Below are 13285 nucleotides of genomic sequence, written 5' to 3'. Positions count from 1 at the left end.
GTCAGATCGACAACAAGCAACGCGGTCGCGGCCGGGTTCAGCCCAGGACGGACCGCAGGTGCGCGTGGATCTCGCGGAGCGCGGCGCGCCCCTCGGGCACAGGCAGCAGCGGGAAGACGTGGATCGCGCCCTCCACCTCGTGGTGGCGCACCACGCCCCCGGCGTCCTGGATCCGCCGCGCCAGCAGGCGGCAGTCGGGCTGGGTGATGTCGCGCGTGCCGACCCACAGGTCGACGGGCGGGAGACCTGCGACGTCGCCGAAGAGCGGGCTGACGAGCGCGTCGTCGAGCGGCGTCCCGTCCGCCCAGACCCGGGCGACCTCGCGCAGGGCGGCGCGGGCCAGCCACGGGTCGACCGCCTCGACGGCGTCGATGCCCGGGTTGACCATCGAGAGGTCGAGCCAGGGCGCGAGCACGGTGAGGCCGACGACGGGCGAGCCCTCCCCGTGCCGGGCCGCCTCCTGCTGGGACGCGACGAGCGCGAGGCCACCGCCGGCCGAGTCCCCGACCAGGTACGCCGGACGCCCCTCGGCCCGCAGCCGGTCCAGGACCGTCGCGACGAGGGAGCGCGCCTCGGCGGCGGTGTGCTGCGGCGCCAGGCCGTAGATCGGCACCTGGACCTCGACGTCGAGCGCGTCGACCAGACCGGCGACGACGTCCCAGTGCTGGCGGACGATCTCGCTGACGTAGGCCCCGCCGTGCAGGTAGACGACCACGGGCCGCGGGCGGCGGGGCGCGCCGTACCGGCGCAGGGTGTGCACGCAGAAGCCGTCGACGGTCTCGCTGGTCGCGAGCAGGCGGCGGGTGATCCGTGCCGGGGGCGTCGGGTCGCCCTTGGGGCGCTCGAGCAGGGCGGCGCCGCCCTCGGGGTCGGCGAAGCGGCGCTTGCGGGTGGCGCGCATGAGGGCGCCGACGGCGCGCATCTGCCAGGACACGGGCTCAGGCCTCGGGGTTCGTCGAGGTCGGCGGGGTCGTCGAGGTCGGCGGGGTCGCCGCCGGGGCGACGGGCGGCGCGCTGATCGCCACGTGCGCGAGCATCGCGGCGAGCGAGGCGAGCAGGTCGTCGCGGGAGATGCCGACCGGGTCCTCGACCCAGTGGATGACGACGTCCTCGACGAGCACCGCCCATCCGCGCACCATCATGCGGACCGCGGGCGAGTCGACGACGCCGAACTCGGCGAGGCCGTCGGCGCCGGCGGTGTCGAAGATGCGGTCGGTCAGCGCCGCGCGCGCCTCCTCGTAGATCTCGCGCATGACGGAGTTGCTGCCGTTGGCGGCGCGCTTGAGCGAGACGTAGCCGCGGTGGTTCTCCTCGACGAAGCCGAGGTAGCGGTCGAGGGAGACGAGCAGGCGGGTGCCCATGTCGCCCTCCGCGACGGGGGCGGTGACGGCGATGAGGGCGTCCGCGGCGCGGCGCACGACGGCCTCGTGGAACTCCTGCTTGTTGCCGAAGTAGTGGTAGAGCAGCCCGCGCGAGATGCCGGCCTTCTCGGCCAGCAGGTCGATCGAGAGCTCGTCGAGGTCGCGCGTCGAGAGGAGCTCGACCCCGAGGTCGAGCAGCTGCTCGCGACGCTCCGCCGGGTCCAGGCGCACGCGTCCCCCGCCGGCCGAACCGCTCGTGACAGTCATGGCAGCACCCTACTGAACGTCGTTCCAATTGGCTATTGACTTGGATTCAACAGCGTGTCACGGTTGCCCCCATGAGCAACTCGACGACGACCGGCAGCCACGCCGGCTCCCCCGGGCACACCGGGCCCCTGCCCGCCCACGTCGACGTCCTCGTCGTCGGCGCCGGGTTCGCGGGTCTCGCCACGGCCATCGGCCTGGACGAGGACGGCCGCGACTTCCTCGTGGTCGACAAGGGCGACTCGGTCGGCGGCACGTGGCGCGACAACACCTACCCGGGTGCCGCCTGCGACGTGCCGAGCCAGCTCTACAGCTTCTCCTTCGCGCCGAACAACTGGTCGCGCTCGTTCTCGGCGCAGCCCGAGATCAAGGCCTACCTCGACGGCGTCGCGGAGCGTTCCGGCGTCCTCGACCGCTTCCGCTTCGCCACGACCGTCGACCACGCCGAGTGGGACGCCTCGGTCGCCCGCTGGAAGGTCCGCACCTCCGCGGGCGAGCTGACGGCCGACGTGCTCGTGTCCGGCGCCGGCGGCCTGTCGGAGCCGAAGCTGCCGGACATCGAGGGCATCGACGCGTTCGGCGGCGAGATCTTCCACTCGGCCCGCTGGAACCACGACGTCGACCTCGCCGGCAAGCGCATCGCGGTGATCGGCACGGGGGCCTCGGCCATCCAGATCGTGCCCGAGCTGCAGAAGGTCGCGGGCCACCTCGACGTCTACCAGCGCACCGCGCCCTGGGTGATGCCGCGCCACGACCGCACCTACCCGGCGTTCGAGCGGCTCGCGCTGCGCACCGTCCCGGGCCTGCAGAAGCTCTACCGCACGGCGATCTACTGGGGCCGCGAGACCTACGTGCCCGCCTTCACGGTGGCGCCCGACATCGCGAAGCCCGCCGAGCTGCTGGCGAAGGCCAACATCCGCAAGGCGATCGACGACCCCGAGCTGCGCCGCAAGGTCACGCCCGACTTCAAGTTCGGGTGCAAGCGGGTGCTGATCTCGAACGCGTACTACCCGGCGCTCGCCGCCGACAACACCGAGCTCGTGACCGACCGCATCGCCCGGATCACCCCGACCGGCGTCGTCACCGCCGACGGCACCGAGCGCGAGATCGACGTGCTCGTCGTGGCCACCGGCTTCCACACCACCGACCAGCCCATCGCCCACCACATCGTGGGCCGCGAGGGCCGCACGCTGGCGGACACGTGGGCCGAGTCGGGCATGCAGGCCTACCGCGGCACCACCATCGCCGGCTTCCCCAACCTGTTCCAGGTCGTCGGACCCAACACGGGGCTGGGCCACTCGTCGATGGTGTTCATCATCGAGTCGCAGGTCGCCTACATCCGTGACGCCCTGCGCGTGATGGCCCACAACTCGTACGCCGCCATCGAGCCCCGGCCCGACGCCCAGGCCGAGTGGAACCACAGCCTGCACAAGCGCATGGGCCGCACCGTGTGGAGCACCGGCGGCTGCGCGAGCTGGTACCTCGACGAGCACGGCCGCAACACCACCCTGTGGCCGCGCTCCACCTTCAACTTCCGGCTGGGCCTCTCGCGGTTCGACACCCGTGCCTACCGTGTGACCGGCCCCGTCCCGGAGCCCACCACCCCGTCGGGCCCCACCCCCGGCACCCCCACCGAGCGAGAGGTCGTGCCCGCATGAAGACCCTGGACGACAAGGTCGTGGTGATCACCGGTGCCGGTTCCGGCATCGGACGCGCCACCGCCGTCAACGTGGCCGGTCGAGGCGCGCACCTCGCCATCTCCGACGTCAACGAGGCCGGTCTCGCCGAGACCGTCGAGCTGGTCAAGGCCGCCGGGGCGCGGGCCGTGCGCTCCGACCGCCTCGACGTGTCCGACCGCGACGCCGTGGCGACGTACGCCGGAGCCGTGGCCGAGCAGTTCGGCCGCGTCAACGTCGTGATGAACAACGCCGGCGTCTCGATGTCGGGCGACTTCGAGAAGATGACCTACGAGGAGATGGAGTGGATCGTCGGCATCAACTTCTGGGGCGTCGTCAACGGCACCAAGGAGTTCCTGCCGCACCTCATCGCCTCCGGTGACGGGCACGTCGTCAACATCTCGTCCCTGTTCGGCCTGATCTCGATGCCGAGCCAGACGCTCTACAACGCGACGAAGTACGCCGTGCGCGGCTTCACCGAGGCCCTGCGCGAGGAGATGCTGATCTCCAAGCACAAGGTCGGCGTCACCGCCGTCCACCCCGGCGGCATCAAGACCGGCATCGTGCGCAACGGCCGCGTCACCGCCGACGGCGACCACGAGACGCTCACCAAGTTCTTCGACAAGAAGCTGGCGCGCACCACCTCCGAGGAGGCCGGTCGCGTGATCGTCCGCGCCATCCTGCGCAACCAGCCCCGCCTGCTCATCGGCGCCGACGCCCACGCGCTCCACACCGTCGGCAAGCTGCTCGGCGCGCGCTACCAGGACGTCTTCGCCGCCGGCGCGAAGCGCATCATGCCCTGACCCGTCCCCCCATGCCGGCCGTCCCCCGCGGCCGAGAACGGGCGTCCCGGACCAACCCCCAAACGGTCCGGGGCGCCCGTTCGTCCTTGTGGTCGAGGGGGCCGCGGGAGTCCGGTGGTCGAGGTGGCCGGACTTCCCGGTGGTTGAGGTGGCCGCGTCAGCGGCCCTCGAAACCACGGTGGCCGAGGTGGCCGCAGTACGCCGGTGGTTGAGGTGGCCGCATCAGCGGCCCTCGAAACCACGATCGAGGTCCCGGGCGAACACGATCGGAGCGCCCTCGAAACTCTCAGAACTTCTTTCCCCAGGCCCCGTTCCTGGACCGAGAACTGTCGGTGGTCGCCCCTAGCGTTGTCCCTATGAACCACCCGAGCACCGCAGTCGTCGAGGCCCCTCCGGCCCTCGACACGACCGCGCTGCTCGCCTCCGCCCGCGCGGCCGCAGCCGCCCAACAGGCTGCCGAGGTCGCCACTCTCGTCGCGGTCGCGGACTGGGCCGACGCCCACACCGACGGCACCGTCGGTGACCCCATCGGGCCTCTCGGGCTGTGGCACGAGGACCCCGATGCCGTTCCCGGCGGGGACCGGTTTCTCGAGCTCGGCGGACCCGGCGCACCACTGGTGTCGGAGTTCTGCCTGTACGAGATCTCCGCCGCCCTCGGCCGCTCCGTCGCCTCCGGTCGCCCACTCGTGGGTGACGCCATCGAGCTGCGCCACCGACTTCCCCGCCTCTGGGCCCGCGTGCTGGCGGGCGCCGACCCGTCGACGCAGAAGCGGGCACTGCCGGTGTGGCGAGCCCGGAAGATCGCCGTCCTGACCCGCAGCCTCCCGGTCGAGGGCGCGGACTTCGTGGACCGCAATCTCGCCCCCGTCGCCCACCGGGCCACCATGCCAACCGTCGAGCGGCTCGTTGCCGAGGCCATCGCGCGCTTCGACCCGGAGAACGCCGAGCTCGACCGGGCCGACGCCGACGCGGGCCGGTACTTCACCATCGAGACCACCCCGGTCGACGCAGCATCACCGTGGACCGGCGTCGTCCCCGTCCACGGCACCCTCGACCTGGCCGACGCCCTCGACCTGCAAGACGCCGTCCAGAGGGTCGCGGCCGATCTCGCCGCAGCCGGTTGCGACGCCGACCTCGACGTCCGCCGGTCCATGGCCGTGGGTGAGCTCGCCCGGAGACAGACCGCCCTCGACCTCGGCGGCGTGGACCCGGCCTGTGGCGCGCCCAGCAATGCCGCGCCGGCCGACTCGACCCGAACCCCCGCTCGGGCGGTCGTGCTCTACGTCCACCTCAGCGAGGCCGCCATCATCGCCCACCGCAGCGGCGACGGGCCCGGGATTGATCCGGCTACCGGCGGCACCGGGATCGACCTCGCCCGCCTCGAGAACACCCGCAGTCTGATCACCGTCGACCAGGTCCGCGACTGGTGCAGGACACCCGGCACCAACGTCGTGGTCAAGCCCGTCATCGACCTCGCCGAGCACGTCGCCGTCGATGCCTACGAGGTCCCCGAACGCATCGCTGAGCGGGTCCGCCTCGACCGACCCACCTGCGTCTTCCCCTACTGCGGAAGGCCAGCCAGAGGCCTCGACCTCGACCACGTCGAGCCGTATCGGTGGAACGCGTCACCGGGCGCGGGTCAGACCTCGACCGACAACCTCGCCCCGCTCTGCCGCGGCCACCACCGCGTCAAGACCCACCCATCACCGACCGGCACCAGCCCGCCGGGCAGTGGGCCGCCCGACCGGCGATGGTGCTACCAGCGCGACCCACTCGGCACGTACATGTGGACGAGTCCCCACGGGCTCAGGTACGCCGTCGACTCCACCGGCACCACACCACTCGACTAGCAACACCCATCACCGCCGACCCCGCCACAGCACCACCGTGTCGGGGCCACCGGCATGCCCAGGCGTGGTTTCGAGGGCCGCTGACGCGGCCACCTCAACCACCGGCACCCCGCGCGGCCAGCTCGACCACCCGCCGTACCCGCGCGGCCGCCTCAACCACCGGAGCACAGCGCGGCCGCCTCAACCACCGGAGCACAGCGCGGCCACGACATCGTTGGTTGAGGTGGGTGCGCTAGCACCCCTCGAAACCAATTACGAGCTCGAGCGACACGAGGTCGCGGTGCCAGCGGTAGTCATCCACTACCGCACCTACCGCGACCCGACCCACATCAACGTCTCAGCGCGGTTTCGAGGGCCGCTGGCGCGGCCACCTCAACCACCGGAACGCAGCGCGGCCACCTCAACCACCGGAACGCAGCGCGGCCACCCAACCACCGGAACGCACGCGGCCACCTCGACCACCGGACCAGGCCCGGCGGACCAGGCCCCGCGCGGACGGGACCGACCCGGGCGGACCGAGTCCTAGCCCCGGCCCCGTCCCGCGTCGCGCGGCTCGAGCCGGGCGACCGCGTCGGGGTCGCCATCGCTGCGGCGCGGCACCACCTCGTGTGCGACGGCGATCGCGACGACGGCCCAGAGCGGGATGGCGACGGACTGCCGGAAGGAGGGGTTGTCGAAGAGGCTGATGACGGCGAACCCGGCGAGGCCGCAGCCGGCGGCGACGACGAGCGCGTCGCCGCGCCGCGCCCCCCGCACGACGACGATGACCACGGCGAGGGTGAGCCAGAGGGTGGCGGCGAGGCCCGCCGTACCGGCCTCGACGAGCCACGTCAGCCACAGGTTGTGGGAGTGGTAGAACCGCTGGTCGCCGGGCACGCGGGCGTCGATGAAGGGTCCGGAGCGCCCGAGCCCGACGCCCCAGACGTGCTCGCGCACGAGGCCGAGCGACTCGCGGTAGACGTCGGCGCGCGGGCCGATCGAGAAGCGGGCGAGCAGCGCACCGAAGGCCACGACGATGCCGGCGCCCACGGCGAGACCGGCCCCGACGAGGGTGCGCCGCGACGGGTAGCGCAGCGCGAGCGCGGCGACGCCGAGCGCCCCGAGGCTGACGAGCCCGCCGCGCGAGAGCGTGGTGGCGACCGCGGCCGCGCCGAGCACGCCGAGCGTGGCGGCCACGACCCGACCGCGCCGGCGCCCGAGCACGGCCCGCAGCGCCACGCAGCCGACCGGCACCAGCAGCACGAGCACGGGCGCGAGGAGGTTGGGGTTCGACAGCGTGCCGATCGCGCGGACGGCGGTGTCGCTGCGCTGGCAGCCGTCGGCGCCGCCGACGATCTCCGCGCGGCAGTAGCCGGTGTCCGCCCCCGTCACCCACTGCACGACGGCGGTCGCGGCGGCGATCCCCACCGCAAGCGCCCCGGTGAGGGCGAGCGCGGTGCGGCCGTGCGCCCAGGCGCGCTGCACCCCGACGAAGAGGTAGAACGCCGCGGCCATGACCACGCACTCCACGAGCCGGCGCCCGCCGTGCAGGCCGTTGACGACGAAGGCGACCCCACCGGCCGCGAGCCCCGCCCCGACCGCGAGGTCGAGCGGCGTCCGCAGGGCCGCGGGCCGCACGCCCGCCCGGTGCAGGGCGACGAGACCGACGACCACCAGGGTCGGCACCACGGTGACGAAGCTGCGGGTGCTCACCCGCACGACCGCGTCGAGCAGCGCCAGGCAGGTCGCGACCACCGCCACCGCCAGCCACGGCTCGCGCCGCAACGACGACCACGCATGCCGCGCTCCCGCGAGAGCGCGCCGACCGACCACCACCTCCCCGAGAACCACGGCAGCCATTGTGTCGGCCCGCCGAAGCGCTCCGTCGCGGGGTACCTTGCCGCCACCATGTCCCCCGTGCACGACCTCGCCCCCGGCACCCGCGTCCGCGTCGCGATGACGAAGTGGGGCGGGGCGCCGCACTGGGAGTACGACGCGTTCCACCTCGGCCACGACCGGTACGGCGAGTGGCTCGGCGCCCCCGCCGGCACCCGGCACGCGCGCCCCGGCCTGGAGTTCGACGCCGCCGTCGACAAGGTGGTCGTCGTCTCGCCCGAGCACCACCGCGTCGTCGCGCTCCACGCGCCCGGCATCTGGTGCGCCCTCTACGCCGACATGGCGACCCCGCCGACCTGGGACCTCACCGGCCCCGTGCCGGTCCTGCGCTCCGTGGACCTCGACCTCGACGTGGTGCGCCGCGACGACGGCACCGTCTACGTCGACGACGAGGACGAGTTCGCCGAGCACCTGGTCACCCTCGGCTACCCCGCGGAGGTCGCGGCCGCGGCGGAGCGCTCCTGCGCCGAGGTGCTCGCCGGCGTGCGGGCCGGGGACCCGCCGTACGACGCGGGCAGCGCCGCGCCCTGGTTCGCGGTGCTGCGCCGGGTGCTCGCCGCCGGAGGCGGTGCCCGGTGAGCTCCGGCCCCGTGAGCTCCGGCCCCGCGAGCACCGGCCCGGTCCACCTGCGCCCGCCGCGACGCCCCGGTCTCGTCCGCGCGCTCGAGGCGGCGGCGGTGCTCGGCGCCGTGCTCGTGCTCGTCGGCGCGCCCGTGTGGTGGCTCATGCACTCCGCCGCGCAGGGCTGGACGGACGCCCGCGTCGTCGAGGCCACCGTCGCCGAGGACGCCCGCTGCACCACCGGTCCCCCGCCCGGCAGCCCCCGCACCTGCGAGGCCACCTGGACGCCGGCAGCCGGCGCCGGCGGGCAGACCGACGGGCCCGTCGAGGGGAAGGTCAGCGAGCGGTACGGCGGGGACCTCCCCGCCGCGGGCGGCACGGTCGAGGCCCGGGTCGTCTCCGACGGCGACGAGCCGCTGGCCCTGACCGGCTTCGGCCCGGTGCTGCTGCGCTGGGCGCTCGCCGCGCCGTACCTGACGGGGGCCGGGGTGCTGCTGCTCGCGCTCGCCGTCACCGGCCTCGTGCGCACCGACCCCCGCTGGGCCTCGCCCCGCACCGACCTGCCGCAGCCGGGGGCCTGAGCGCCTCTCGCTCCGCCGTCAGCGGCGGCGGATCGCCCGCGCCCGCAGCGGGCCGACGAGGCGCGGGCCGGACAGCCGGCTCTCGAGCCGACCGACCTCGCGCTTGAGGGGCTGGGCCAGGTACTCCCCGAGGATCACGCCGGAGGCCAGCGCCACCGCGACGGAGGCGGCCTGCATCAGCGCGAGCAGACCGACCGACGTGGACGTGCCGCCCTCCGCCAGCAGCGACAGGCCGCGGTAGATGGTCAGGCCCGGCAGCATCGGCACGATCGCCGGCACCACGATGACGAGCGGGGGCACGCGGACGCGGCCCGCGACGCCGTACGCCACGGTGCCGATCGCGAACGCGGCGATCGCGGCGGCCCACACGCGGCTGTCGGAGGCACGCAGCACGGCGCTGTAGAGCAGGATCGCGAGCGACGCCACGACCGCGACGGGCACCAGCGAGCGTCGCGGGGCGTAGCTGGCGGCCGCGAACGCGGCGGCGCAGACCGCCGAGCCGAGCGCGAGCGTGCCGACGCCCTCCCAGCCCGCGCGTCCCGGGTCGACGCGGGCGATCTCGACGCCCAGGAGACCCGCGAGCGTGAGGCCGCCGCTGACGCCCGCGATGATCCCCGCGGTCGCGAGCAGCGCCTCCAGCACCCGGGCGCCGGCGGTGACGTAGAACCCGGTCAGGGCGTCCTGGATGGCGCCCATGAACCCGATGCCCGCCAGCAGCATGATGATGTTGGCGGTCACCATGAGGGAGACGTCGGTCCCGGGCACCGCGGCCGCCAGGGCGGTCGCCAGGAGCGCGGCGACGAGGCCGCCCGCCACCTGCTGGTAGAAGCCCGGCAGCCGCCGGCGCGACATGGCGAGCTGCACCCGGTCGATGAACGAGGCCGCGACGAGGGCCAGCCCCACGACGAGCAGGGTGCCGCCGAGCTGGAGCGTGACGCCGCCGCACATCAGGCCCCACGCCACGGTGATCAGCCAGCGCGGCGACCCGTGGCCCGACGACACGATCCCCGCGAGGCGCGAGCGCGCCCCCGCGAGGTCCACCTCGTCGCTGAGGACCGCCCGGACGAGGCGGTCCACCTTCGTCAGGTCGTCGTAGTCGATGTCCCGCTGCTTGACCTGGCGGATCTGCATGACCGGAGGCTCCTCCGGGTCGTGCTGGTACGACATCGCCAGCGACGTGAACGTCACGTCGATCTCCGGGTGCCGGATCCCGAGGTGGAGGGCGAGCGACTGCATCGTCGCCGTCACGTCGGCGGCCCCGGCGCCGGAGGAGAGCAGCAGCTCCCCCACCCGGAGGCAGAGGTCGAGGGTCAGGTTGAGCGTGCGGGTGTCGCGGGTATCGGCAGCCACGGTCGGGAATGCTCGCACGCGCAGCGCCCGTTCCCCGCCTCGACCGGGACGTGATCTGCGCACCCCTGTGGTTGGCTCTGCAACGTGCGCATCGACTTCCACGCGTCCCCGCGTCCCACCCTCGGGGTGGAGTGGGAGCTCGCCCTCGTCGACCGGGGCAGCCGGGACCTCGTCAACCGCGCGCACGACGTGCTCGAGACGGCCCGCGGACGCCTCGAGGACCCGAAGGTGCTGCACGCCGAGCTGCTGCGCAACACCGTCGAGCTGGTCTCCGGCGTCGCCACCGACGTGGCGGGCGCGATGGCCGACCTGCGGTCGACGTACGACGTGGTGGCGGCCGCCGCGGCCGAGCACGACACCGACCTCTTCGGCGCCGGCACCCACCCGTTCGCGTCGTGGTCGACCCAGCTGCTCTCCCCGGGCCACCGCTACCAGGAGCTCATCGACCGCACCCAGTGGTGGGGCCGGCAGATGCTCATCTGGGGCGTCCACGTGCACGTCGGGCTGCCCGAGCAGTCGCGGGTCATGCCGGTGCTCTCGGCGCTGCTCACCTACTACCCCCACCTCCAGGCGCTCTCCGCGTCCTCGCCGGTGTGGGCCGGCACCGACACGGGCTACGCGTCGAACCGCGCGCTCATGTTCCAGCAGCTGCCCACCGCCGGGCTGCCCTTCCAGTTCCAGCGCTGGGAGGAGTTCGAGGCGTTCGCCCAGGACCAGCTGACGACCGGCGTCATCGACGACCTCTCCGAGATCCGCTGGGACCTGCGCCCCGCCTGCCACCTCGGCACCATCGAGAACCGGATCTGCGACGGCGTCTCCAACTTCACCGAGCTCGCCGCCCTCACCGCGCTCGTGCACTGCCTCGTCGTCGACGTCGACACCCGGCTCGCCGCGGGCGAGACCATCGACGTGCTGCCGCCCTGGCACGTGCAGGAGAACAAGTGGCGCACGGCGCGCTACGGGCTCGACTCGATCATCATCCTCGACGCCGCCTCCCGCGAGCGGCTCGTCACCGATGACCTCGACGACCTGCTGGAGCGCCTCGAGCCCGTCGCGCGGCGCCTCGACTGCGTCGACGAGCTGCGCTCGGTGGCCGACATCCCGCGGCGGGGCGCGTCGTACCAGCGCCAGCGGCAGGTCGCGGCCGCGACCAGCGGCGACCTCGTCGCCGTCGTGGACTCCGTCGTGCGCGAGCTGCGCGACGGCCTCCCGGACTGAGCCCCGCCCCGACCCGGGCCGACCCGCTCCTCCGCCCGTTCAGCCCCGCACGGGCGGCAGCGCGTCCGTGGCCTCGAGGGCCCCCATGCCGGTCACCTCGAGCAGGTCGGCGATGACCGAGCGCATCTGCGCCAGCAGCACCTCGACGCTCAGCTCGTTCGTGCGCTCCAGCCGGCCGGAGCCGGCGGCCGCTGCGAGGAGCAGCGGCCGCGCCGCCTCCGCCATCCGGTTGCGCGCCAGCTCGTCGGCCACGGCCTCGGCGGCCTCCGCGATGTCGTGGCACAGGGCCGCGTACGACGGGGGGACCGGTCGCCGCCGGTACGCCGCGATCGCCGTACGGCGGGTCAGCACCCGCGTGCTGCGCAGCGCCTTGTCCAGGGGCTCGACGAGCTCGGACATCCGTCGCACCGAGTGCCGGTGCCGCGTGCGGAACGGCGAGGACGCCACCACCGACATGCCCTCGTCGGCGGCCGCCTGCAGCTCGCGCACCAGGTAGTCGCTCGCCCGCGCGTCGGCCAGCACGTCGAAGGCCCGCTCGGTGTCGCCGTCCACCATCACCTCGGCGGAGGCGCGCAGCAGCGCCGCGACCTTGCGGACCACCACGGCCGCCTGCTCCCGGGGCCGCCGCAGCGGCGCCGAGGGCACGAGCGTGGCCGCCACGAGCGCGACGAACCCGCCGACGAGCGCGTCGGTCCACCGCACGAACGCCCCGCCCGGGCTGGGCGCGAGCGTCGCGACGACGATGGACTGCACGGCGGCCTGGGTCACGAGCAGCTGGCCGCCGTCGAGCAGCAGGGCCGCCGACATCGACAGCACGACGATGAGCACGAGCTGCCAGCCCCCGGTGCCGATCTGCAGCACCAGGAGGTCGGCGATGAGCACGCCCACCGCCACGCCGACCGCGACCTCGGCCACCCGGCGCAGCCGCTGGCCGTAGGACGTGCCGAGCCCCAGCACCGCAGCGATGGGCGCGAAGAACGGCGTGGGGTGGCCGAGCACGTCGGCGGCGATGAACCAGGCGAGGCCCGCCGCGACCGCGCACTGCGCGACGACGAACGACTTCGAGCGCCACCGGGCGACCCGGGCGCGGACGGACAGCCGTCCCTTCTCCCAGATCCGGTCGACGGGCACGGCCTCCACCCCCGCGATCATGCCAGAGGTGGGGAGCCGCGCCCGTCCGCTCAGCGACCGGCGTCGTGCAGCACCCCGCCCCGCGGGTGGCGGGCGGCGTCGTACCGCGCCCAGCGGATCGCGACCTGCAGGTCGGCGAGGTCGCGGAACCAGGTCTCGACCTCCGCCTGGCACACGGCCACCTGCACCTCGGTGTCGTACTCCCCGCACTCGGCGGTCGACTCCGACAGCGTCGGCGGGTGCAGCGCCGACCCGTCGTGGTGGTGGACGGTGAAGCCGTTCTCCGCGTCGCCCTCGACCGCGACCACGGTGTCGCCCGGCGGCACCCAGGCGGCCCGGGCCGCCCCGACCCCGCCCGGCTCCGCCGTCGTGGCCGGCTTGGCGGTGGTCGCCGCCGCGGCGGTCGGCGAGGCGCCGAGCACGCCCAGCCCGACGCCCAGCCCGACGCCCAGCCCCACGCCCACGCTTGCGAGCGCGACGCCGCACGCGGCCAGGCCCCGCCGACGCGGACGGGTGGTGCTGCTGCTGTTCTCCATCTGTCTCCCCCTCTCGTGCGCCGACGGGCTCGGCGCGACGGGGGCGACGTTAGGAGCGGGCGGCGGCCGGCGCGGCCCG

Annotated in this window: 12 protein-coding genes; 6 read left to right on the top strand and 6 right to left on the bottom strand. The window is 74.2% G+C overall.

The features are described 5' to 3' along the window. Positions 1–37: 37 nt before the first annotated feature. Positions 38–934 carry an alpha/beta hydrolase gene (locus tag ACOACO_RS16560; RefSeq protein ID WP_420297393.1) on the bottom strand — a complete coding sequence of 299 codons (897 nt, stop codon included), beginning with the start codon at positions 932–934 and terminating at the stop codon, positions 38–40. Positions 935–938: 4 nt separating this feature from the next. Next, on the bottom strand, positions 939–1628 hold the full coding sequence (locus ACOACO_RS16555) for a TetR/AcrR family transcriptional regulator (RefSeq protein WP_420297392.1): 690 nt from the start codon (positions 1626–1628) through the stop codon (positions 939–941). A gap of 71 nt (positions 1629–1699) precedes the next feature. On the opposite strand from ACOACO_RS16555, the gene ACOACO_RS16550 reads away from it, so the two are divergent. From ACOACO_RS16550 to ACOACO_RS16540, 3 genes are all read left to right on the top strand, one after another. Next, entirely contained in the window at positions 1700–3283 is a 1584-nt protein-coding gene (locus ACOACO_RS16550) for a flavin-containing monooxygenase (protein WP_420297391.1), read from the top strand. Then, the gene (locus ACOACO_RS16545; RefSeq protein WP_420297390.1) at positions 3280–4104 is read left to right on the top strand and encodes an SDR family NAD(P)-dependent oxidoreductase; all 825 of its coding nucleotides are present in this window, start codon (positions 3280–3282) and stop codon (positions 4102–4104) included. Before ACOACO_RS16550 ends, ACOACO_RS16545 begins: the two co-directional genes overlap by 4 nt. 356 nt (positions 4105–4460) lie before the next feature. Then, a complete protein-coding gene (locus ACOACO_RS16540; protein WP_420297389.1) occupies positions 4461–5954 on the top strand; it encodes a hypothetical protein in 1494 nt (497 codons plus the stop codon). Positions 5955–6476: 522 nt separating this feature from the next. Here the strand turns inward: ACOACO_RS16540 and ACOACO_RS16535 are convergent. Then, positions 6477–7784, bottom strand: a complete 1308-nt coding sequence (locus tag ACOACO_RS16535; RefSeq protein ID WP_420297388.1) for an O-antigen ligase family protein — start codon at positions 7782–7784, stop codon at positions 6477–6479. Positions 7785–7841: 57 nt separating this feature from the next. Between ACOACO_RS16535 and ACOACO_RS16530 the strand changes: the two genes are divergently transcribed. Both ACOACO_RS16530 and ACOACO_RS16525 read left to right on the top strand, forming a co-directional pair. Continuing rightward, entirely contained in the window at positions 7842–8408 is a 567-nt protein-coding gene (locus ACOACO_RS16530) for a DUF402 domain-containing protein (RefSeq protein ID WP_420297387.1), read from the top strand. Next, on the top strand, positions 8405–8971 hold the full coding sequence (locus ACOACO_RS16525) for a hypothetical protein (RefSeq protein WP_420297386.1): 567 nt from the start codon (positions 8405–8407) through the stop codon (positions 8969–8971). The genes ACOACO_RS16530 and ACOACO_RS16525 overlap by 4 nt, the downstream gene beginning before the upstream one ends. Before the next feature lie 18 nt (positions 8972–8989). On the opposite strand, the gene ACOACO_RS16520 is transcribed toward ACOACO_RS16525, so the two are convergent. After that, on the bottom strand, positions 8990–10321 hold the full coding sequence (locus tag ACOACO_RS16520; protein WP_420297385.1) for a threonine/serine ThrE exporter family protein: 1332 nt from the start codon (positions 10319–10321) through the stop codon (positions 8990–8992). Between the two features lie 84 nt (positions 10322–10405). On the opposite strand from ACOACO_RS16520, the gene ACOACO_RS16515 reads away from it, so the two are divergent. Then, positions 10406–11539: a glutamate--cysteine ligase gene (locus tag ACOACO_RS16515; RefSeq protein ID WP_420297384.1), complete on the top strand. Its 1134-nt coding sequence runs from the start codon at positions 10406–10408 to the stop codon at positions 11537–11539. Positions 11540–11578: 39 nt separating this feature from the next. Here ACOACO_RS16515 and ACOACO_RS16510 read toward each other — a convergent pair whose 3' ends face one another. Together ACOACO_RS16510 and ACOACO_RS16505 are read right to left on the bottom strand one after the other, a co-directional pair. Continuing rightward, positions 11579–12679 carry an FUSC family protein gene (locus tag ACOACO_RS16510; RefSeq protein WP_420297383.1) on the bottom strand — a complete coding sequence of 367 codons (1101 nt, stop codon included), beginning with the start codon at positions 12677–12679 and terminating at the stop codon, positions 11579–11581. A gap of 41 nt (positions 12680–12720) precedes the next feature. Further along, positions 12721–13206, bottom strand: a complete 486-nt coding sequence (locus tag ACOACO_RS16505; protein ID WP_420297382.1) for a hypothetical protein — start codon at positions 13204–13206, stop codon at positions 12721–12723. Positions 13207–13285: the final 79 nt, after the last annotated feature.

The organism is Nocardioides sp. CPCC 205120 (assembly GCF_048654585.1).
Taxonomy (GTDB): Bacteria; Actinomycetota; Actinomycetes; order Propionibacteriales; family Nocardioidaceae; genus Nocardioides.
The sequence above is the reverse complement of the archived record's forward strand: the minus strand, read 5'-3'. Positions and strand labels throughout refer to the sequence as shown.